Here is a 19,433-nt window from a genome sequence, read left to right as displayed (position 1 = left end):
TGTCCCGCTATCAGGCTCAAAATTTTTCGCCCAGAATACGCCGCGTGGGACCCGTCAGCCAGAGACTTTCCGCACGGGCTTCCGGGATGCCCGGGAATGACAGCAAATAATTGAATGTTCAATGAATATGGACTTTGGCATCTTCACCTTTGGCGAGCTCTCCCGCAACATCAGCACCGGCGCCGCACTATCCCCGCAGCAGCGCCTGAAAGAGATCATCGACCTGGCCAGGCTGGCCGACCAGGCCGGGCTCACATTCCTGGGGCTTGGCGAGCACCACCGGCACGACTTCGCGTTGTCGGCCCCGGAAATCGTCCTGGCCGCGATTGCCCGGGAAACCACCACCCTCCGGCTGGGCACGGCCGTCACGGTGCTCTCCACCCAGGATCCGGTGCGGCTCTTTGAGCAGTTCGCCACCCTGGACCTGATTTCCGATGGGCGGGCCGAGATTATCGCAGGCCGCGGGGCGTTCGTGGAATCCTACCCGTTGTTCGGCCACAAGCTCGACGACTACGACGCCCTGTTCGACGAGAAACTGCGCCTGCTGCTGCACCTGCGCGACAACGCCCGGGCCAACACGACGGTGCAGTGGTCAGGACGGCTGACCCAGAGCATCCCGGGCATGGACATCGCGCCCCGCCCGGTCCAGGAGAAGCTGCCGGTCTGGGTGGGTGTGGGCGGCACGCCGGCCAGCTTTGTCCGGGCCGGCCGGCTGGGGCTGCCCTTGTTCATCGCCCTGCTGTCCGGACCCGCCCGCTTCCGCCGCCTCGTTGACCTCTACCGCCAGAGCGCTGCCGGGGCCGGCCACGACGCCGGTGCACTTGCGGTGGGTGCCGGGGGCCACTTCTACACGGCGCCGACGTCACAGCAGGCGCGCGAGACGTTCTACCCCCGTTATCGGGCCTATTTCGAACAAAACATGCCGCGTCCCGTGGATCATTTCCCGCGCTCCACCTTTGATGACTGGGCCGGGCCGGGCGGGGGGCTACTGGTTGGAAGCCCGCAGCAGGTCACCGAGAAGCTCCTGGAGATCCACCAGACTCTCGGGAACACCCGGTACCTGGCCCAGATCGGGCTGGGTGGCCTCCCGTTTGCCGAGACGGCCCGTTCCATCGAGCTGCTCGCCACCGAGATCATGTCCGCCGTGAACCGGGAGATTGCCGCGCAACCGGCCTGACCGTGGCCCCGGCAAGAGGCCGCCGGTTCAAGGGCAGGCCCGGCCGAGCGGGATCTCCAGGCAGCGGCCGGCGGGATTCCAAGTGCTCGCCGTGCCCAGCTGCCCGCTTAGCCGCTGCATCCGGGCGGCAATGCCGGAGGCCTCCCGTCCGGCCAGGCGGGCCTGGAAACCCGTGATGACCGTGGGATACAGCCGCAGCATGCGGGGCGCGTTGGCCTCGACGTCGAGGATGAACAGGAACGATTCGTCATTGCGTTCCACCGGGTCCACGGCGTAGTCGTCCACGAAGTCTCCGGCGCTGAAGATGACGGGACGGTTCCGGTGGATCCCCACGCCCCGGAACACATGCGGGGAGTGGCCGAACACGACGTCGGCCCCCGCGTCTATGAGGTCCCGCGCGAGGTCCTGGTGCCCGGCTGGTGCATCGGAGCCCCAGTTGCCGCCCCAATGGGCGGACAGGATCAGGAACTGGACGCGTGCCTTGGTCTGCCGGACCTGCTCCAGGAGCGCCGCGACACGCGGCCCGCCGTCGTCCACGGGAACGTAGTAAATCCCGGGGGTGGCGGCACCGGCCTCCCAGTCGGGCTGGTTGTCCGTGAAGGCAAGGAAACCGACGGCGGTGCCGGCCACGCGCCGCACGGCCGGGCGCCGGGCCGCGTCCAGGTCCGGGCCGGCTCCGGCGTGCAGGATGCCGTGGCCGTCCAGCACCGGGAACATTTCCCGGAATGCGTCCTCGCCGAAATCCAGGACATGGTTGTTGGCGAGCGAGACGACGTCGATCCCCGCGGCCAGCAGGCTGGCGACATTCTTCGGATCGGAGCGGAAGTGGAAGACCTTGCCGGGCTCCGGCGCTCCGCCGGAGGCCAGGACGCACTCGAGGTTGGCGATCCGGACGTCCGCCTGCCGGAGGAGCCCGAGCGTGTCGCCCCAAGGGTAGGCGGGGGCTGCCGTGGCCAGGTGGTGGTTCACCAGCCGGCCCAGCATGACGTCCCCCAGGAACGCGATCCGCATGACAGTGCGGTCCGTCAGGTCATGGCCGGCGGCTAGCTTTGGTAGCCCTCGACCTCGCTGACGGGGCGCACCTCGGCCTCGTCAGGGTTCTCGCCGTAGTCCCTCTTGGCCCGCCGCTGGCGGAGCAGGTCCCAGCACTGGTCCAGCTGTTCTTCGAGCTGTTGGAGGCGGAGAACGTCGGGGGCTCCGGCCTTGGCGTCACCGGGCTGTCCCGGGCCTTCCCGGAGTTCGTGTTCCTCCGCCACGAGTGCCTTGATGCGCTCCAGGATGTCTTGGTTGTCCACGGTGTCCTCTTCTCGTCCGGCGGCGGGGCCTGGTCCGTCCTCTCCGGGACTGTTTCCGGCCCGCTCCCTTTCCAGCCTACGGAGGGGAAGCGGCCGTGAACAGGCCGTTCAGCCGAGGAGCTCGTCCGGGTAGCACCAGCGCCAGTCCTCGTCCGGTTCAACGCTGCGCATCACGGGGTGGCCGGTGGCCCGGTAGTGCTTATAGGCGTGGGTTCCGGGCGAGGAATCGCAGCAGGCCACGTTGCCGCACTCCACGCACATGCGCAGGTGCACGGGTGTCGTCCCGTCGCGCTCGCAGGCGGCGCAGGACGGGTCCGGCGGCACGGCCGGATCCGGGGCGGACTCCAGGTGCGGGCAGATCCCGCCGGGCCGGGCGATGCCTTCTCCGCCGCCGACCGACTCCGGTTCCTCCAGGGACGCGTCCAGCATGGACTCCTCGACGTCGAGCCGGTCCAGGACCTCGACCAGGACCTCGTGGGCGTATTCGCCGCCGCGCCGCAGTTCCAGGACTTTGGCACGCTCGGCATCAAGCATCGCCAGGCGCAGCTGCGCATAACGCTGGCTGGGCGTCTGGGCTTCCGCGGAGGGCCGGCCCAGCCGCTCCCAGGCGGCCAGCCCGCGTTCCTGGGTGCGCCGCTTCAGCATGGCCACGACTTCCGGGGGATCGGCGTCGGACTGCAGTTCCTGGAGCCGCTGCACGCCGGCCGCCGTGGCCAGCTGCATGAGGGAGGCCTGGTTGAGCGCGTCCTCGCGCGGGTCCGGGCCCTTCACGCCCAGCAGCCGGACCAGGGGCGGGAGGGTGAAGCCCTGCAGGGTCAGCGTGCCGGCCACCACTACCAGGGCCATCAGGATCAGGACGGAGCGGTGCTCCAGTTCCGCGGGCAGGACCAGGACGGCGGCCAGCGTCACCACGCCGCGCATCCCGGCCCAGGAAACGATCGCGGCGAACTGCCACGGCGGGGCGGGATCCTTGCGCCGGACCGCAGGGATGAGCCGGGGCAGGTACGTTGCAGGGAACACCCAGACCGGGCGAAGCACCAGGACGGCCAGCAGGACGACGGCGCAGCCGAGCCAGATCCGCTCCGGGCCCAGCGAGTCATCCTGGACGCCCCCAATGATGGTCCGGACCTGCAGCCCGATCAGGAGGAACACCGAGTTCTCCAGCAGGAACTGGACGGTGTGCCAGTTGCTGCGCTGGCTCTGCCGCGCGGCCCCGTTGGGCATGGACGGTGCCTTGGTCCCCATGATCAACCCGGTGACGACGACGGCCAGGACGCCGGAGGCGTGGATCGCCTCGGCCGGGAGGTAGGCCACGAGCGGCGCGATCAGTGAGATGGAGGTGTTGATGGCCACGTTGCGGATCCGTTTGCGGAGTGCCGTCAGAACGAATGCCGCGGCAATGCCGACCACCAGGCCTCCGCCGGCGGCCAGGAGGAAGCCGCCGGCGATCGCCGCGGCAGACACCGTGCCCGCTATCGCGGCGATCGCTGCCCGCAGGCAGACCAGCGCCGTCGCGTCATTGACGAGGGATTCGCCCTCCAGGATGGTGACAATCCGCCGGGGCATGCCCACCTTGCGTGCGATCGCGGTGGCCGCAACGGCATCCGGCGGTGCAACGACGGCGCCCAGGGCCATCGCTGCGGCCAACGGGATTTCGGGGAACAGCCAGGCGACCACGAAGCCAATGCCCACGGTGCCGAAGATGACATAACCCACCGAGAGCAGCCCGATGGCGCGGCGGTTGGAACCGAAATCGAACAATGAGGTCTGCAGGGCCGCCGCGTAGAGCAGCGGCGGCAGCAGTCCGACCAGCACGAGCTCAGGATTCAGCTCGATCACCGGGACGAAGGGCAGGAAGGAGCACACGACGCCGGCCAGCACCAGCAGCAGCGGGACAGAGACGTTGATTTTGCGGCCCAGCGCACTGCCGGCGCAGATAATGGCGACAAGGGCCAGCAACCCCAAAGCGACTTCCATGGGCCCATTCTGTCAGCCGCCGCCACCTACCGGCGGGTCCGGCTAACTGTGCGGTCAAGCATAATCATCAGCTTGCTTATTATTTTGCCGGTTCTTAGAGTTAACCCGCAAGCCCAAACAATCCTGCGCGGGCGCCGGCCGCGGCCACAGGCCGCCGGGGGCCTGCCCTGGTACGAGGAGGACACATGTCAGAGCACAACATTTCGGGCAAGAAAGTCGCGTTCCTGCTGACCGACGGGGTGGAACAGGTGGAGCTGACCAGCCCGTGGAATGCTGTGAAGGAAGCCGGCGGGATACCCACCCTGGTCTCGCCCAAGACCGGACACCTGCAGGGGTACGACGGAACCGAGAAGGGCCAGACGTTTGCCGTGGACCTTGCCGTGGCGGAGGCCGATGCGTCCGACTTCCATGCCCTCGTCATCCCCGGCGGCGTGGTCAACGCCGACCACCTCCGCGTCGACAAGGACGCCCAGGCGTTCACGCGGGCGTTCTTCGAGCAGCACAAGCCGGTCGCTTCCATCTGCCACGGCCCGTGGCTGCTGATTGACGCCGGTGTGGCCAGCGGCAGGAACCTGACCTCCTACCACACGCTGCGGACGGACCTGTTGAACGCCGGCGCGAACTGGAGCGACCAGGAAGTCGTGGTGGACCAGGGCCTGGTGACGAGCCGCAACCCGCACGACCTCCCGGCGTTCAACGCCAAACTCCTTGAAGAGATCGCCGAGGGTGAGCACGCCGGCCAGACGGCCTAGCAAACCGGGGCCGGCCGCCTACCCACGTCGTGCATTTTGGGGCAGGATGTGGCGTGTAATCAGCACCGCCATGGCGGCCGGCCCGGCCGGCGCCCCAGCAGCAAGGAGTCCAGCATGACCACGCTCAACCCGTACCTCGGCTTCCGCGACAACGCGAAGGACGCCATGACGTTCTACCAGTCGGTATTCGGCGGGGAGCTGAACATGAGCACCTTTGGCGAATATCACGCCAGCGACGACCCTGCGGAGCAGGACAAGATCATGCACGGCCAGCTCCGGACCGAGGGCGGCCTGGTGCTCATGGGGGCCGACACGCCCAACAGCATGGACTACACCCCCGGCAGCAACATCTCCGTGTCCCTGAGCGGAACCGACGAGGCCGAACTGCGCGGCTACTTCGACAAGCTGGCTGACGGCGGCACCGTCACGGTGCCGATGGAGAAGGCGCCCTGGGGCGACATCTTCGGCATGTGCAAGGACAAGTTCGGGGTGGACTGGCTGGTCAACGTCGGCTCCGAACCGGCCTAGTTAGGGCTATCCTGAAGTCGGCCGGGAACGAGCAGATTCGAGTCCTTCCTCCCGGTCGAGAGAGGCATGCCATGACTGACAAGCTGCACCTCGAGCCGGACGATGAGTTCCCCGAGGACCTCAGCAAAGTCGCGGACAAGGATCTCCAGGTCCTGGACAGCCAGGTCCAGCGCCAACTCGACTACGAGTACGTCGTTGAGGGGGAACCGAACCCGGAGACCGAGTTCCGTCACTATGACCTCAATGAGGAGTTCGAGGAGCGGGACAAGCGGGAGGGCTGATCTCCCGGGCGGTCCGCCCGCCGGCCCCGGCGCCGCGCCTAGACCTCGAAGTGGGTCCGCGCCGGCCCTTGGCCCAGGGACTCGACCACCCCTGCCGCGACGGCGTGGAGTTTCACGTTCCGGGCACTGGACGCGGACTTCAAGAGCTCGAACGCCTCATCCTGGCTGCACCTGTTCTGCGCCATGATGATGCCGACGGCGACGTCGATCCCGGTCCGTGTTTCCAGGGTCGCTTTGAGGTGGGCGGCCGTGTCGCTGCTGTGCGCGAACCGGACCGCGAGGCGCAGCGCCAGGGACGTCTGGTGCACGAAGTTCCGGGCCAGGCTGATGGCCCGGGCATCAAACCGGCCCGGCCGGTGCGAATACAGGTTGAGGGCGGCCCGCGTGTCGCCTTCCAGCAGGAACGGCAGCGCCAGGATGGACCGGAAGCCGTGCCCGCGGACGGTTTCGGCGAACTGCGGCCAGCGGGCGTCGCGTTCCAGGTCTTCAATATGGACGGTCTCCTGCTCGCGGGACGCCGTCATGCAGGGGCCGTCGCCGTAGCTGTACTGGATTTCGTCCATGGCCTGCGCGGCGGGACTGCTGCTGGCCACCGTGGCCGCCTTCCGGTGCCGCAGCAGCGTGATGCCGCACAGGACTTCGTCGCCGGGCTCGGACAGGCTGCGCGCCGAGGTGCGCGCGAGTTCGCCCAGGAACTCCTCGACGTCGGTGCTGCTGAGCACCAGTTCGTGCAGGTGCTGGTTTATGGAATTTGCGGTTGGCTCATTAACCACGTATCTGTTGTGCCGTTTCACTCAGGTCAAGACGACCCGGCGGTGCTTCCCACCGCGGCAGGGGCGGATACGGCAGCGGCCGGATCGAAGAACAATCCAACGGCTTGCTGCAAAACCGTACCGGGTGAGTATATACATCCTGACGCCGGGGGCTCCAGACAGGCCGGGGCCCTTCGGCTCCTGATCCGTCCGCCGCGGGCACGTAGTCTGTGCCTAAAGTGAAGTGTCGTGAACGGAAGCCGCATGCCAGATCTCGACGTCAAAGAGCCGCGCTCCCTCCCGCTGGCGGTTTCCCGCGCCGCCAGCCGGCCCGCGGCTGCCGTGCTGGCGGAGCTGGGCTCGGGGGAGGACGGACTGACCGGTGCCGACGCGGGCAGGCGCCTGACGGAGCTGGGACCCAACGCCGTGCGGACCCATGTGGCCAGCGGCTGGACAGTACTGGGCCGGCAGTTGGCCAGTCCCATCCTGATCCTGCTGCTCGTCACCGCCGGGCTGTCGCTCTTCCTCGGCGACGCCACCAACGCGATTGTGATCGGCGTGATCCTGCTGGTCAGCGTCGGGCTGGGTTTTAGCAACGAATTCCGGGCCGAACGCGCCGCGGAGGCGCTGCATTCGCGCGTCACGCACCGCTGCGTCGTCGTCCGGGACGGGACCCGCCGCGAAGTGGACGTCACCGCGCTGGTTCCCGGCGACGTCGTGCACCTGGGCATCGGGGCGGTCATCCCGGCCGACATGCGAGTGCTGGCCGCGAAGGATCTGCTGTGCGATGAAAGCATCCTGACCGGGGAATCGCTGCCGGTGGCCAAGAACCCGGCGCCCGTGCCCCCGGAGGCGCCGCTGGCGGAACTGAGCAGCTGCCTGTTCATGGGGACCGTGCTCCAGTCCGGAAGCTGCACCGGGGTGGTGGTCGCCACCGGCGGCCGGGCGGAATTCGGCCGGATCGCCCTGGGCCTGGGTGAACGGCAGCCGCAGACCGAGTTCCAGCTGGGCCTCAAACGTTTCTCTTTCCTGCTGCTGCAGGTGGCGATCGGGCTGACGTCGCTGATCTTTGTCGCGAACCTGCTGCTGCAGCGGCCGGTGCTCGAATCGCTGCTGTTCTCCCTCGCGATCGCGGTCGGCATCACCCCGCAGCTGCTGCCCGCCGTGGTCAGCACCAGCCTGGCCACGGGTACCCGGCAGCTGGCCCGGCGGAAAGTCCTGGTGAAACGGCTGGTCTGCATCGAGGACCTCGGCGACATGGACATCCTGGTCACGGACAAGACCGGAACCCTGACGGAGGGCAGGATCAGCTTCACCGCCGCACTGCCCGCCCGCGCGGAAATGTTACCGGCGGACGTGCTGACGCTGGGGCTGCTGGCGACCGAGGCCGACTACGCGGAGGCGCGGCTCTCCACGGCCGGACTGAACCCGCTGGATGCCGCCCTCTGGGAGTCGGCCGCCGCCGCATCCTTCGAACCCGGTCGCCACGAGCGCCTCGACGTCATCGACTTCGACCACCAGCGGCGCCGGACCAGCGTGCTGGTCCGCGACGACGGCGGGCCGGCCCGCCTCATCACGAAAGGCTCACCGGAAGACGTGCTCGCGTTATGCCGGGACACACCGGCGGACGTACAGGCCACGCTGAACGAACAGTTCGACGCCGGCTCCCGGGTGGTGGCCGTCGCGGCGCGCCCCGCCGACGGGCTGGCGGACCTTACGCCGGCCGATGAGAAGGACCTGGTCCTGGCCGGATTCCTCGTCTTCCTCGACCGCCCCAAGGCCAACGCACGGGAATCCCTGGACCGGCTCGAGGCGCTTGGCATCACCGTCAAGATTGCCACGGGCGACAACGCCCGGGTCGCCGAAAAGGTCTGCGACGAACTCGGGGTCCTCTCCGGCGGGACACTCAGCGGCTCCGCGGTGGAGGCCATGTCCGACGCCGAACTGGCCGCCGCCGCACGGGAGGCCAGCATTTTCGCCCGCGTTTCGCCGGAACAGAAGGCCAGGATCATCCGGCTCCTGCGGCAAAGCGGCGGCGCCGTGGGGTTCATGGGCGACGGCGTCAACGACGCCCTGGCGCTGCACGCCGCGGACATCGGCATCTCGGTCGACAGCGCCACCGACGTCGCGAAGGACGCCGCCGACGTCGTGCTGCTCGACAAGGACCTCGCGGTCCTGGCCGAGGGCGTCCGGGAGGGGCGGCGGATCTTCGCCAACACCATCAAGTACGTCCTGATGGGCACGTCCAGCAACTTCGGCAACATGTTCAGTGCCGCCACGGCCTCCGTTCTGCTGAGCTTCCTGCCCATGCTGCCGGGCCAGATCCTGCTGAACAACCTGCTCTACGACGCCGGCCAGCTGGCCATCCCGGGGGACCGGGTGGACAAGGAGCAGTTGCTGGCTCCCTCGCACTGGGACATCGGCTTCATCCGGCGCTTCATGTTCCTGTTCGGCCCCATCAGCTCCATCTTCGACTTCGCGACGTTCGCGCTCATGCTGTTCGTCTTCGACGCCGTGCCCGGGGAATTCCGGGCCGGCTGGTTCATCGAGTCGATCGTCACGCAGACGCTGATCATCTTCGTCATCCGGACCCGGCGCGTCCCGTTCTTCCGGAGCAGGCCGTCGGCGGGCCTGGTCGGCGCCTCCCTGGGCGTCGTGGCCCTCGGCGTGTACCTGCCGTTCTCGCCCCTGGCCGGCGTGCTGGGGTTCGACCCGCTGCCGGTCCCGTTCTTCCTGGCCCTGCTCGGCATGGGCGCCGTGTACCTGGTGCTGGTGGAACTGGCCAAAATCTGGTTCTACTCGCGGGCCGCACAGCAGCCCCTTCCGCCGAGGCCTCCGGGCGTGCGTCGCCGCGGCCGCACCCACCACATCGCGCGCCGCGCCGCGCGCTTCAGCATCCCGGGCAGGCCGCTGCTCGTCCACCGCGGGCCGGGCTGGCGCCGCCGGCGCAAAGTCGGGCCCAAAGGCCCTCACAGGGTTAAGGCCCCGGGCGGATAGTGGGAGAGAACGGCCACCTGGTCCATTTCGGGCTCGCGAAGCCCGCAGGAACGCACCTGTTTCAGCACCACCGGACCGTGTGGCCGTGCGCCGACGTTTCGACTGGAAAGCCGTAACCCATGAGCATTTTTGAAGACAGGGTCGACGCCGGAAGGCAGCTCGGCAGGCGTCTGGGGGAGCTGCGCGGCCAGGACATCGTGGTCCTGGGACTGCCGCGCGGCGGAGTCCCCGTCGCCTTTGAGGTCGCCGCCGCACTGGACGCTCCGCTGGATGTCATCGTGGTACGAAAGCTCGGGCTTCCCTACCAGCCAGAGCTCGCCATGGGGGCAATCGGGGAAGGCGGAGCCAGGGTCACGGACGATCAGGTCCTGTCCCACGCCCGGGTCAGCGGCGCGGAACTCCAGGCGGTTGAAGAACACGAACGTGCCGTCCTGGAAAACCGCGTGGCCCTGTTCCGGAAGGGCCGCACCCGGCAGGACCTGACCGGCCGCATCGCGGTGATCGTCGACGACGGGATCGCCACAGGATCCACGGCCCGCGTGGCCTGCCGGATCGCCCGGAAACTGGGGGCCGCCCGGGTGATTCTGGCCGTTCCGGTCGCCCCGGCGGAGACCCTCGCCAACCTGACCGAACCGGACGAGGTCGTCTGCCTGGCGACGCCGCGCCAGTTCACCGCGGTGGGGTACCACTACCGGGACTTCTCGCCGACCGAGGACGACGAGGTGGTGCGCCTGCTGGACCGTGCGGCCAAACGCGTCGAGACCGCCCCGCCGCCGTCACGGACATCGCCGGCCACCCGTGCCGGCAGGGCGGCCGACGTCGATGAGGAGGTGGAGATCCCGTCCCGCGCAGTGCGGCTCCAGGGCCAGCTCCACCTTCCTGCCGCTGCCCGGGCCGTGGTGTTGTTCGCCCACGGCAGCGGCAGCAGCCGGCACAGTCCCCGGAACCGTTATGTGGCCGGTGTCCTGCAGCAGGCCGGGCTCGGGACGCTGCTGCTGGACCTGCTGACGCCCGCGGAAGAACGCAACCGGGCCAACGTCTTCGACATCGAACTCCTGGCGCGCCGGCTGTCCTCGGCCACGGACTGGCTTGCCACCAGGCCGGACACGGCCAACTGCGCTGTGGGCTACTTCGGTGCCAGCACGGGGGCCGGGGCCGCCCTGTGGGCGGCGTCGGAGCCCTCGGCGCGGATTGCGGCGGTCGTCTCCCGCGGCGGCCGGCCCGACCTCGCAGGACCGCGGTTGTCAGCCGTGACTGCGCCAACGCTGCTGATCGTGGGCAGCCTGGACCACGAGGTTCTGGAGCTCAACCGCAAGGCCAAGGCCATGATGCGCTGCCCCAACCAGCTCGCCGTCGTGCAGGGAGCAACACACCTGTTCGAAGAGCCCGGCACGCTCGCCGCGGCGGCCATCCTCGCACGGGACTGGTTCGTCGACTACCTGCTGCCCCGGGACAGCGGGGCCCCGACACCCCGCGCCGCAGGCGCGTAAGGGACGTAAGGCAATAGACGCGTGAGGGATCAGGCGCCGCGCCGTTTGCGGTGTCCCGTGTCATGACCCCTGGCGGACCGTTCAGCGCGGGCACGGATGCCCAGGAGCATCCGCCGCTCCATCACGAACTGCACCGGCTCCAGCAGCGGGCGCAGGACGAGCCCCGCGGCCAGCGGCGAGTAGTCGTACCGGGTGCGGGACACCAGCCGGGTGGCATGGGCACCGGCCGGCCGCAGCACAAACGTCCAGCCGACCTCCACCCGGGGCCCCGTCGAAATCACTCCGTCCGGCGCCATCCCCCCGGCGCGCGCATCGATCGTTCCGCCCATCGCCAGCACTTCCCCGGGCTGGAGGACGCGCACCGCCAGGCCGACGTCAGGGGTCAGCGGAACGACGTCGCCGACCCGCAACTGCTGCAGTTCCGGGATAATCCGGTCCGCGCTGTGAATGTCCAGGCCCGCCGCGTTCTCCAGCCAGTCGTAGGAGTACAGGCCGCCGCGTCCGGCGCCCAGCTGGACAAGCCACGGCCAGACGTCTGCCACCGGGGCCGCAATGGTGACGGCCCGGGTGCTTTGCATGCGCGGGGCGGTGACCATCTCGTCCCCGGGGAGGGGGCCGGCGGCCTCCTGGGTGCTGGCTCCCCAGCGCAGGATCCGGGGCCGGACAGCCAGCACGTACACCGCCCCGGCCGCGGCGGCGGCAAGCGCCGCGAGCGGTCCGCGCATCCGGGAGGACGCCGGAACGGCTCCGGCGTCGTTCATTCCGTGGTCCGGCGGTCTTCCGCGCCCTGGCCGACCACCAGTACCGGGCAGTGCGCGTGGGCCGCGCAGGCCCCGCTGACCGAACCCATGACCTGGGACAGGAACCCGCCCTTGCCGCGCCGGCCCACCACCAGCATCTGGGCGTTCCGGCTCTCATCGACGAGGACCTTCGCCGCGGGACCGAACTTGACGGACCGGGTGAGTCCTTCCGGGCGCGAGTCGCCGAAAGCGCGTTCCAGGGCCTGGTCCACGAGGCGTTTGGCGGTCTCCTCCAGCTGCGTGGTGGTGGGCGTACTTTCCTCCGGCAGGTGGGAGGCCAGAAAGAAATCGGACGTGCCAAGGCACGTGACGACCTCCAGCGGGACGTTCAGGCTCGTGGACAAGCGCCCGGCGAACCGGAGCGCCGTCGTCGAAAACTCGGAACCGTCCACGCCCACGACAATGCGCTGATCACCGTTCATGGGCCCCAGCCTGCCCCGGGCTGCCCGAACTGCCTAGGGCCGAAAGTCACGCGGGGGTCTGGGCACCGCCCGCGGCTCCCCGTAGGGTGGGACGGTGACTGCCGGCCCCGGAGAAGGGGCCGGACACCTGCCGGGCCATGACGGTCCGCCGCGCCTGCCACCCGAGGAGTTCCTGATGAAAGTTGCTGTGACCGGAGGAAGCGGAAAGCTGGGACGGAGCGTCGTCCGGCGGCTGGTGGAGGACGGCCATGAGGTGACGAGCCTAGACCGGGCCGGCGCGCGCGGCCCGGGCTTCACGGAGGTGGACCTGCGCAACTACGGCCAGGTGGTGGACGTCTTCCTCGGCCTCGAGGACCGCCACGCCGGCTTTGACGCCGTCGTGCACCTGGCCGCGATTCCCGCTCCCGGCCTTGCCCCGGATGCCGCCACGTTCGAGAACAACATGCAGTCCACCTATAACGTCTTCCAGGCCGCCCGCCGGGCCGGGATCAAGAAGATTGTCTACGCCTCCAGCGAGACGGTGCTGGGTCTGCCGTTCGACGTCGACCCTCCCTACATGCCGGTGGACGAGGAGTACCCGGCCCGGCCGGAGAGCACCTACTCGCTGGTCAAGCACCTCGAGGAACAGATGGCCATCCAGCTGACTCGCTGGGATCCGGAGCTGAGCATCACCGGCCTGCGGTTCTCCAACGTGATGGACCCGGAGGACTATGAGGAGTTCCCGTCGTTCGACCGCGACGCGACCCTGCGGAAGTGGAACCTCTGGGGATACATCGACGGCCGTGACGGCGCGCAGGCGGTGGCTCTCGCCCTCGTGCACGGCCGGCCGGGCTTCGAGGCGTTCATCATCGCCAACGAGGACACCGTGATGAGCCGGTCCAGCGCCAGCCTGGCCGCCGAGGTTTTCCCGAATGTCAAGGTCGCTAAGGACCTGGGCGAGCACGAGACCCTGCTCTCGATCGACAAAGCCAAGCGACTCCTGGGCTACGCGCCTGAACACAGTTGGCGGAACTACCACTCCAACCGCACCACACCCACCGAAGACTGAACCGCCCGGCACAGAGTCGCCCGGCACGGAAGCCCCGGGCACAGAGGAGTTTCATGGAATACCGCACCCTGGGCAACAGCGGCGCTGTTGTCTCCAATTACGCACTGGGCACCATGACCTTCGGCGCCGAGGCCACCGAGGAACAGTCCCGGGCCATCCTGGACGACTACTTCGCCGCGGGCGGCAACTTCATCGACACCGCCGACGTCTACAGCTCGGGCGTCTCGGAGGAAATCATCGGCCGCTGGCTGGCGGACCGGGCGGAGGTCCGGGACCGGGCCGTCGTCGCCACCAAGGGCCGCTTCCCGATGGGCCTGGCCCCGAACGACGTCGGAACCTCCCGCCGGCACCTGGTCCGGGCCCTGGATGATTCACTGCGCCGGTTGGGCGTGGAGCAGATCGACCTCTACCAGCTGCACGCGTGGGACCCTGTCACCCCACTGGAGGAGACCCTCCGGTTCCTGCACGACGCCGTCACGAGCGGGAAGATCGCCTACTACGGCTTCTCCAACTTCCTGGGCTGGCAGTTGACCAAAGCCGTCCACGTGGCCAAAGCCCACGGCTGGAGCGCGCCGGTGACGCTGCAGCCGCAGTACAGCCTGCTGGTCCGCGACATCGAGTCGGAAATCGTGCCGGCTTCGCTCGACGCCGGCATCGGGCTGCTGCCCTGGTCCCCGCTGGGCGGCGGCTGGCTGTCCGGCAAGTACAAGCGTGACCAAGCGCCGGTCGGCGCTACCCGCCTCGGCGAGAATCCGAAGCGGGGGATGGAAGCGTGGGAGGCCCGGAATGCCGACCCGCGCACCTGGGACGTGATCGGCGCGGTCGAGGAAACCGCCGGCCGGCACGGTGTGAGCCCGTCGCAGGTGGCGCTGGCCTGGCTGGCGGACCGGCCTGCCGTCACGTCGGTGATCCTCGGCGCGCGGACGGCCGAGCAGCTCGCCGACAACCTCGCGGCAGCCGAACTCCGGCTCACCGCGGACGAGACGGACCGGCTGACCGAGGTCAGCCGGCCGTGCGTCGGCGTCTATCCCTACGGGCCGATGGCCCAGGAGCAGCGCAACCGGAAGCTCGAAGGCGGCCGCTAGCTGCCGTTAAACGAACCAACGCGGGGTCATTTCCGGCCCATCCGAAGCGGTCGGACGGGCCGGAAATGACCCCGCGTTGCTGTGGTCGGTGGAATCCGGCTCAGTGAACCAGTTCGCGGGTCATGCCGAAGGGCACCTGGTCAGACAGGGCCGCCGTGTAGTGTCCCGGCTTGTGCCGCGTCAGCAGGATGCCGTGGGTTCCTGTCTTCATCGCGAGCCGCTGGAGGCCGTTCACGGCGTCGTTGAGGCGGTCGTCGAGGACCTTCCGGCTGTCGACCTGGATCTCGATGGTCGGGGTAACTTGGGTCATTGCACAGTCTTTCTTGGAGTTTCCATTTCTTGGCCCCAATAGTTGAAGGAACAATAACGTCATATTTATAGGGCCGTCAAGTCCTCTGAAAGCCGTTTTTGGCCCTCAAAACACCGTGTCGGGGCGTCCCGCGACGGTGACCTGCGGTTCCTTCTCAACCCGGGACCTTCGGCACTTGGCAAAATCCGCGCAGGCAGTCGGGCGCCGAGGCGTGTCCACAGACCGCCTCGTGCCACCCGGCGGACAACCGGGATAATCTTCAGCAGAGAATGTCCACATACGGCGCGAAGGCGGCACGGCACCATGACAGAATCCCAATCAGGAACATCGCAAGGCCGGTGGCGGACCTTCCACGAGAAGTTCGTCGTTGAAGAGCGGTACATGAGCGTGACGGCCCGCCGGAACCTCTACCGCATCGCCGTCGGGCTGATGATCCTCGGCGCCGCACTGTTCGTCGTGATCCTGACAAGTGTCCTGCAGCACGGCGGCATCGCGGCCGCGGACGAGCCCGTGCGGTCCTGGCTCGTGAGCATGCGCGGCGAACCCGCCACTACCATCATGATCATCCTGGCGATCGTCTTCGGACCGGTCGGCCTGCCGATCATCGTCCTGATCGTCACCGTGGCCTGGGGGCTGGCCGCCAAGCACGCCTGGCGGCCGATGCTCCTCGCCGGCGCCATGCTGACCGGTGTGATCCTGGCCCAGGTGATCGGCCGGATCGTGGAACGCCACAGGCCCCCGCAGGACCTGATGCTCTTCGGCGCCGACTCCACCTTCTCCTTTCCGTCCGGCCACGTCCTCGGCGCCTGCGACTTCCTGCTGGTCACCACCTACCTGGTCTTTTCCCGCCGGAAGAACCCCATGTCCGCCGTCATCGCCTTCATCGTGGCGGGGATCGGCATCTTCTTCGCCGCGGTCAGCCGCCTCTACCTCGGCTACCACTGGCTGACCGACGCCCTGGGCGCCTTCTCGATTTCGCTCGTGGTGCTGGGCGCGGTGATCGCTCTGGATACCTGGCGAACGGCCCGCATTCCGGGCGAGCAGATCACCGGCACGCTCTCCACCGCCGAGGCCGGCACGGACTGAGCCCCCGGCACGGACTGAGCTGTCAGCGGCTGCGCGCCTGCTTGAGTTCGGCGCGCAGCCGCGCGTTGGCAGCCTCCAGCTCCATCACCTTGGCCACCCCGGCCAGGTTCAGGCCCTCCTCCAGGAGTTCGCCGATCCGCCGCAGCACAGCGAGGTCCGCTTCGCTGTACTGGCGGGTGCCGCCCGCGGTGCGCTCGGGGCTGAGCAATCCGCGACGCTCGTAGAGCCGGATGTTCTGCTGACCCGTGCCCACTAGTTGCGCCACAACGGAAATGGCGTAGAGGCCCGCCCCGGAACTGCGCTGCGCCATTTTTCCTCCCGCACGGCAATTTTTTCCTTGCCTCAGTCTGTCACTGGTGCTATAAAAAATCTATATCCACCACCATAGAAAAAGAGTGGTGGATGACCGAGAGAAATACAGACCAACCCGCGCTGAAGGAGTGGGAAATGATGTTACTTCGGACGGATCCGTTCCGTGATTTTGACCGGCTGGCCCAGCAAGTCCTTGGGACGACGGCGCGCCCCGCCGCCATGCCCATGGACGCGTGGCAGGAGGACGGTGAATTCGTCGTCGCGTTCGACCTCCCGGGGGTCAACGTCGACTCGATCGGGCTCGATATCGAACGCAATGTCCTGACGGTCCGGGCAGAGCGTCGCGATCCGGCGCAGCCCAACGTGGAGCTCACAGTTTCGGAGCGCCCGCGCGGCGTCTTCAGCCGTCAACTGATCCTCGGGGAGACCCTCGACACGGAGAACGTCAAGGCAAACTATGCCGACGGCGTGCTGACGCTGCGCATCCCCGTGGCGGAGCAGGCCAAGCCGAGGAAGATAGAAATCACCCATTCGCAGGACAAGATGCAGGAGATCGGCAAGTAGCGCAGGGGCCGGCGCCGCGCGGACAGCGCGGCGCCGGCCCTGCTGCCCGCAGGGGGAGTGCCATGTCTGAGAGGAATCCCGATTCGCGCGGCTACTATGCGCTGCTGCGGGTCTCCCCGGACGCGAGCCGGCAGGAGATCAGTCGTGCCTTCCGGGCCCTGATGCGCCGGCGCCATCCCGACGTCGGCCATCCCGACGCGGGCGCGGGGGGTCCTGACAGCGACGTGCGTGCGATTCTGGACGCCTTCGCAGTCCTGCGCGATCCGGTGGCGCGGGCGGCCTACGACGCCGGCATGGGCCCGGCGGCCGGCGAATCCGGTGCTGAATCCGGCGAGCATAAAGCCGGCGGCGCCACCGCGGAGACTGCCGGTGCGGGCGGCCGGGACATCCCGGTGCACATCATCCGGCGTCGGGATCCGTTGGTGCGCGTGTTCCCGGTCCGCTGGGAACCCTGACCGCCACCGCCCCATCAGACCTGCCAACCCACCAGTCCCGCCCGTCACCGAGGAGGAGATCGTCCATGAGCGCGTGGCGCCGCTACGACTCACACCTAATGCCGGTGTTCCACGAGCGTTTTGAACAGCGCTGGGGCACGGGCACGGCCCCTTTCCTGGATCCGGAGGCGCATGAGGCCCCGCTGCCCCGGGCGCAGTGGATCAACATTGACACCGGCGCGGCGCTGGCCGTCGTTCCGGTCTGGACGGCCGAGGACAGCCAGCACCGTTCCTTCGGCGTGTTCTACCTGCCGCCCGCAGGCGATATCTGGGTCCTGCGGCCCGGCTTCACCGAGTACCTGGAACCCTCCGCGGACGAGGCGGGGCAACTCGTCGGCCTGCGGAACGACGCCTTCCGGAAGGCCGTGGCACATGCCAAGGACTTCCTCTTCGGGCCGGAGACGCAGGTGTTCTGAGCCCGTGTCCTGAGCGGCGGACGGCGCCGGGCCCGGCACGCGACCCGGCGCCGTCGGCCCCGCGAAATCGTGGCGCCGGGCCCGGTGGGGGCCTAAGATCAGTCCACCACCACCGAAACTACATAGAGGTCCCGCGATGAACGCTTCCGCCAAGGAGTTGGCTGCCCTGCTACCGCCCGGTTTCACGCTGGGCGTGGCGACGTCCGCCTTCCAGATCGAGGGGGCGCTCGACGAAGACGGCCGCGGCCCCTCCGGATGGGACGTATTCGCCGCCAAGCCCGGGTCGATCGTCGAGGACCAGAGTCCGGCGGTTTCCTGCGACCACTACCACCGGATGCCCGAGGACGTGGCGCTGATGAAGGATCTCGGGATCGATTCCTACCGGTTCTCGCTGTCCTGGCCCCGGATCCAGCCCGGCGGCAGCGGCCCCGTGAACCAGGCCGGACTGGACTTCTATGACCGGCTGATCGACCTCCTGCTCGCCAACGGCATTTCCCCCATGGCCACGCTCTACCACTGGGACACCCCGCTGCCGCTTGATGAGGCAGGCGGCTGGATGAACCGGGACACGGCCTACCGGCTCGGAGAGTTCGCCGCCATCGCGGCGGCCGCCTACGGGGACCGCGTGGCCCGCTGGGTGACGGTCAATGAGCCGGCCACCGTCACCACGAACGGCTACGCCCTGGGCATGCACGCGCCCGGGGAATCGCTCCTGCTCAAGGCCCTGCCGACCGTGCACCACCAGCTGCTGGGCCACGGCCTGGCGCTCCAGGCGCTGCGGGCGGCCAACGTTTCCGGCGGGATCGGCATGACAAACGTCTACTCGCCAATGGTCCCGGCCACCGCCAACCCGCTGGACAAGCTCAGTGCCGGGCTCATGGACGTGGCGCAGAACCGGCTCTACGCCGACCCGGTGCTGCTCGGCAAGTACCCCGACGTCATCCGGGCCGCGACGTTCTTTTCGTCCTCCTTCAACCCGTCCGCCGAAGACATGGCGCTGATCTCCCAGCCGCTGGACTTCTACGGACTGAACTACTACATGCCCACCCGCGTAGCCTCGGGCCCGGGGGAAGGGGCCGTGCCGCCCGGGATGGCCGAGGCCATGGGGGAGGACCTCAGCGGCACGCCGGGTGCGCCCTTCCACATCGCGTCCTTCCCGGACACCGAGACCACGGCCTACGGCTGGCCGGTCAAGCCCGAGTACATGCCCGTCGCCCTGGCCGAGATGGCTGAACGCTATCCGGACCTCCCGCCGGTCTATATCACCGAGGGCGGCGCGAGCTTCGAGGACATCGTGGTCCGGGATGCCGCGGCGGACCGGCGGATCATTCCGGATGAGCGCCGCGTCCGCTATCTCTCGGACCACCTCGGCGCGGCCCTGGAAGCCACCCGACCCGGCGGCGCGGCCGAATCCGTGGACCTCCGCGGGTATTACGTGTGGTCCCTGATGGACAACTTCGAGTGGTCCGCCGGCTACAAGCAGCCGTTCGGCCTGGTGCACGTCGATTTCGACACGCAGGTCCGCACGCCCAAAGCCTCCTACTACTGGCTCCAGGAAGTGATCGCGGCCCGGATTTCGGCGCCCCCGCCCCCTGCTGCGGCAACCGCCGACGCCGAACCTCCGCTCCCGGCGGTCTGAGGGGCCGC

The 19,433-nt window shown here is 68.6% G+C and carries 21 protein-coding genes; 13 read left to right on the top strand and 8 right to left on the bottom strand.

Annotated features, from left to right (window positions below):
* Positions 1 to 121: 121 nt before the first annotated feature.
* The gene (locus tag CFN17_RS02195) at positions 122 to 1,177 is read left to right on the top strand and encodes an LLM class flavin-dependent oxidoreductase (RefSeq protein ID WP_208749765.1); all 1,056 of its coding nucleotides are present in this window, start codon (positions 122 to 124) and stop codon (positions 1,175 to 1,177) included.
* Positions 1,178 to 1,204: 27 nt separating this feature from the next.
* On the opposite strand, the gene CFN17_RS02190 is transcribed toward CFN17_RS02195, so the two are convergent.
* The 3 genes from CFN17_RS02190 to CFN17_RS02180 form a co-directional block, all read right to left on the bottom strand.
* Complete coding sequence (locus CFN17_RS02190; RefSeq protein ID WP_208749764.1) at positions 1,205 to 2,188, bottom strand: CapA family protein; 984 nt, start codon at positions 2,186 to 2,188, stop codon at positions 1,205 to 1,207.
* Positions 2,189 to 2,220: 32 nt separating this feature from the next.
* Entirely contained in the window at positions 2,221 to 2,472 is a 252-nt protein-coding gene (locus CFN17_RS02185) for a DUF2630 family protein (RefSeq protein ID WP_208749763.1), read from the bottom strand.
* A 108-nt stretch (positions 2,473 to 2,580) separates the two neighbouring features.
* Complete coding sequence (locus CFN17_RS02180) at positions 2,581 to 4,449, bottom strand: Na+/H+ antiporter (RefSeq protein WP_208749762.1); 1,869 nt, start codon at positions 4,447 to 4,449, stop codon at positions 2,581 to 2,583.
* Positions 4,450 to 4,634: 185 nt separating this feature from the next.
* Here CFN17_RS02180 and CFN17_RS02175 point away from each other — a divergent pair, with 185 nt between their 5' ends.
* The 3 genes from CFN17_RS02175 to CFN17_RS02165 all read left to right on the top strand — a co-directional run bounded on the left by CFN17_RS02175 (position 4,635) and on the right by CFN17_RS02165 (position 6,010).
* The gene (locus CFN17_RS02175; protein WP_208749761.1) at positions 4,635 to 5,201 is read left to right on the top strand and encodes a type 1 glutamine amidotransferase domain-containing protein; all 567 of its coding nucleotides are present in this window, start codon (positions 4,635 to 4,637) and stop codon (positions 5,199 to 5,201) included.
* Between the two features lie 114 nt (positions 5,202 to 5,315).
* A complete protein-coding gene (locus tag CFN17_RS02170) occupies positions 5,316 to 5,729 on the top strand; it encodes a VOC family protein (protein WP_208749760.1) in 414 nt (137 codons plus the stop codon).
* Between the two features lie 71 nt (positions 5,730 to 5,800).
* Positions 5,801 to 6,010, top strand: coding sequence for a hypothetical protein (locus tag CFN17_RS02165; protein WP_208749759.1), 210 nt, complete (start codon positions 5,801 to 5,803; stop codon positions 6,008 to 6,010).
* 38 nt (positions 6,011 to 6,048) lie between these two features.
* Here the strand turns inward: CFN17_RS02165 and CFN17_RS02160 are convergent, their stop codons facing one another.
* The gene (locus CFN17_RS02160; RefSeq protein WP_208749758.1) at positions 6,049 to 6,783 is read right to left on the bottom strand and encodes a GAF and ANTAR domain-containing protein; all 735 of its coding nucleotides are present in this window, start codon (positions 6,781 to 6,783) and stop codon (positions 6,049 to 6,051) included.
* A gap of 243 nt (positions 6,784 to 7,026) precedes the next feature.
* On the opposite strand from CFN17_RS02160, the gene mgtA reads away from it, so the two are divergent.
* Entirely contained in the window at positions 7,027 to 9,759 is a 2,733-nt protein-coding gene (mgtA, locus tag CFN17_RS02155) for a magnesium-translocating P-type ATPase (RefSeq protein WP_208749757.1), read from the top strand.
* Positions 9,760 to 9,878: 119 nt separating this feature from the next.
* Positions 9,879 to 11,249 carry a phosphoribosyltransferase gene (locus CFN17_RS02150; RefSeq protein ID WP_208749756.1) on the top strand — a complete coding sequence of 457 codons (1,371 nt, stop codon included), beginning with the start codon at positions 9,879 to 9,881 and terminating at the stop codon, positions 11,247 to 11,249.
* 29 nt (positions 11,250 to 11,278) lie between these two features.
* Here CFN17_RS02150 and CFN17_RS02145 read toward each other — a convergent pair whose 3' ends face one another.
* Both CFN17_RS02145 and CFN17_RS02140 read right to left on the bottom strand, forming a co-directional pair.
* Entirely contained in the window at positions 11,279 to 12,010 is a 732-nt protein-coding gene (locus tag CFN17_RS02145) for an SRPBCC family protein (RefSeq protein ID WP_222612652.1), read from the bottom strand.
* On the bottom strand, positions 12,007 to 12,471 hold the full coding sequence (locus CFN17_RS02140; protein ID WP_208749755.1) for a universal stress protein: 465 nt from the start codon (positions 12,469 to 12,471) through the stop codon (positions 12,007 to 12,009). Before CFN17_RS02140 ends, CFN17_RS02145 begins: the two co-directional genes overlap by 4 nt.
* 175 nt (positions 12,472 to 12,646) lie before the next feature.
* Here CFN17_RS02140 and CFN17_RS02135 point away from each other — a divergent pair, with 175 nt between their 5' ends.
* Positions 12,647 to 13,519 carry an NAD(P)-dependent oxidoreductase gene (locus CFN17_RS02135; RefSeq protein WP_208749754.1) on the top strand — a complete coding sequence of 291 codons (873 nt, stop codon included), beginning with the start codon at positions 12,647 to 12,649 and terminating at the stop codon, positions 13,517 to 13,519.
* A 53-nt stretch (positions 13,520 to 13,572) separates the two neighbouring features.
* On the top strand, positions 13,573 to 14,604 hold the full coding sequence (locus tag CFN17_RS02130) for an aldo/keto reductase (protein WP_208749753.1): 1,032 nt from the start codon (positions 13,573 to 13,575) through the stop codon (positions 14,602 to 14,604).
* 100 nt (positions 14,605 to 14,704) lie between these two features.
* On the opposite strand, the gene CFN17_RS02125 is transcribed toward CFN17_RS02130, so the two are convergent.
* Positions 14,705 to 14,914 (bottom strand): hypothetical protein, encoded by a 210-nt coding sequence (locus tag CFN17_RS02125; RefSeq protein ID WP_208749752.1) that lies wholly within the window; start codon positions 14,912 to 14,914, stop codon positions 14,705 to 14,707.
* 303 nt (positions 14,915 to 15,217) lie between these two features.
* Here CFN17_RS02125 and CFN17_RS02120 point away from each other — a divergent pair, with 303 nt between their 5' ends.
* Complete coding sequence (locus tag CFN17_RS02120; RefSeq protein ID WP_208749751.1) at positions 15,218 to 16,000, top strand: phosphatase PAP2 family protein; 783 nt, start codon at positions 15,218 to 15,220, stop codon at positions 15,998 to 16,000.
* Positions 16,001 to 16,022: 22 nt separating this feature from the next.
* On the opposite strand, the gene CFN17_RS02115 is transcribed toward CFN17_RS02120, so the two are convergent.
* Positions 16,023 to 16,310 (bottom strand): MerR family transcriptional regulator, encoded by a 288-nt coding sequence (locus CFN17_RS02115; RefSeq protein ID WP_208749750.1) that lies wholly within the window; start codon positions 16,308 to 16,310, stop codon positions 16,023 to 16,025.
* A 137-nt stretch (positions 16,311 to 16,447) separates the two neighbouring features.
* Here CFN17_RS02115 and CFN17_RS02110 point away from each other — a divergent pair, with 137 nt between their 5' ends.
* The 4 genes from CFN17_RS02110 (at position 16,448) to CFN17_RS02095 (ending at position 19,425) form a co-directional block, all read left to right on the top strand.
* Positions 16,448 to 16,876 carry an Hsp20/alpha crystallin family protein gene (locus CFN17_RS02110; protein WP_315968648.1) on the top strand — a complete coding sequence of 143 codons (429 nt, stop codon included), beginning with the start codon at positions 16,448 to 16,450 and terminating at the stop codon, positions 16,874 to 16,876.
* Positions 16,877 to 16,938: 62 nt separating this feature from the next.
* On the top strand, positions 16,939 to 17,331 hold the full coding sequence (locus CFN17_RS02105; RefSeq protein WP_208749749.1) for a DnaJ domain-containing protein: 393 nt from the start codon (positions 16,939 to 16,941) through the stop codon (positions 17,329 to 17,331).
* A 65-nt stretch (positions 17,332 to 17,396) separates the two neighbouring features.
* Complete coding sequence (locus CFN17_RS02100; protein ID WP_208749748.1) at positions 17,397 to 17,786, top strand: hypothetical protein; 390 nt, start codon at positions 17,397 to 17,399, stop codon at positions 17,784 to 17,786.
* A gap of 136 nt (positions 17,787 to 17,922) precedes the next feature.
* Positions 17,923 to 19,425, top strand: coding sequence for a GH1 family beta-glucosidase (locus CFN17_RS02095; protein WP_208749747.1), 1,503 nt, complete (start codon positions 17,923 to 17,925; stop codon positions 19,423 to 19,425).
* The last annotated feature ends 8 nt before the right edge of the window (positions 19,426 to 19,433 follow it).

The sequence above is a fragment of the Arthrobacter sp. PM3 genome (assembly GCF_003352915.1).
GTDB lineage: Bacteria > Actinomycetota > Actinomycetes > Actinomycetales > Micrococcaceae > Arthrobacter.
Note: the sequence above shows the minus strand (reverse complement) of the source record. Positions and strands in the feature narration are given on the sequence as shown.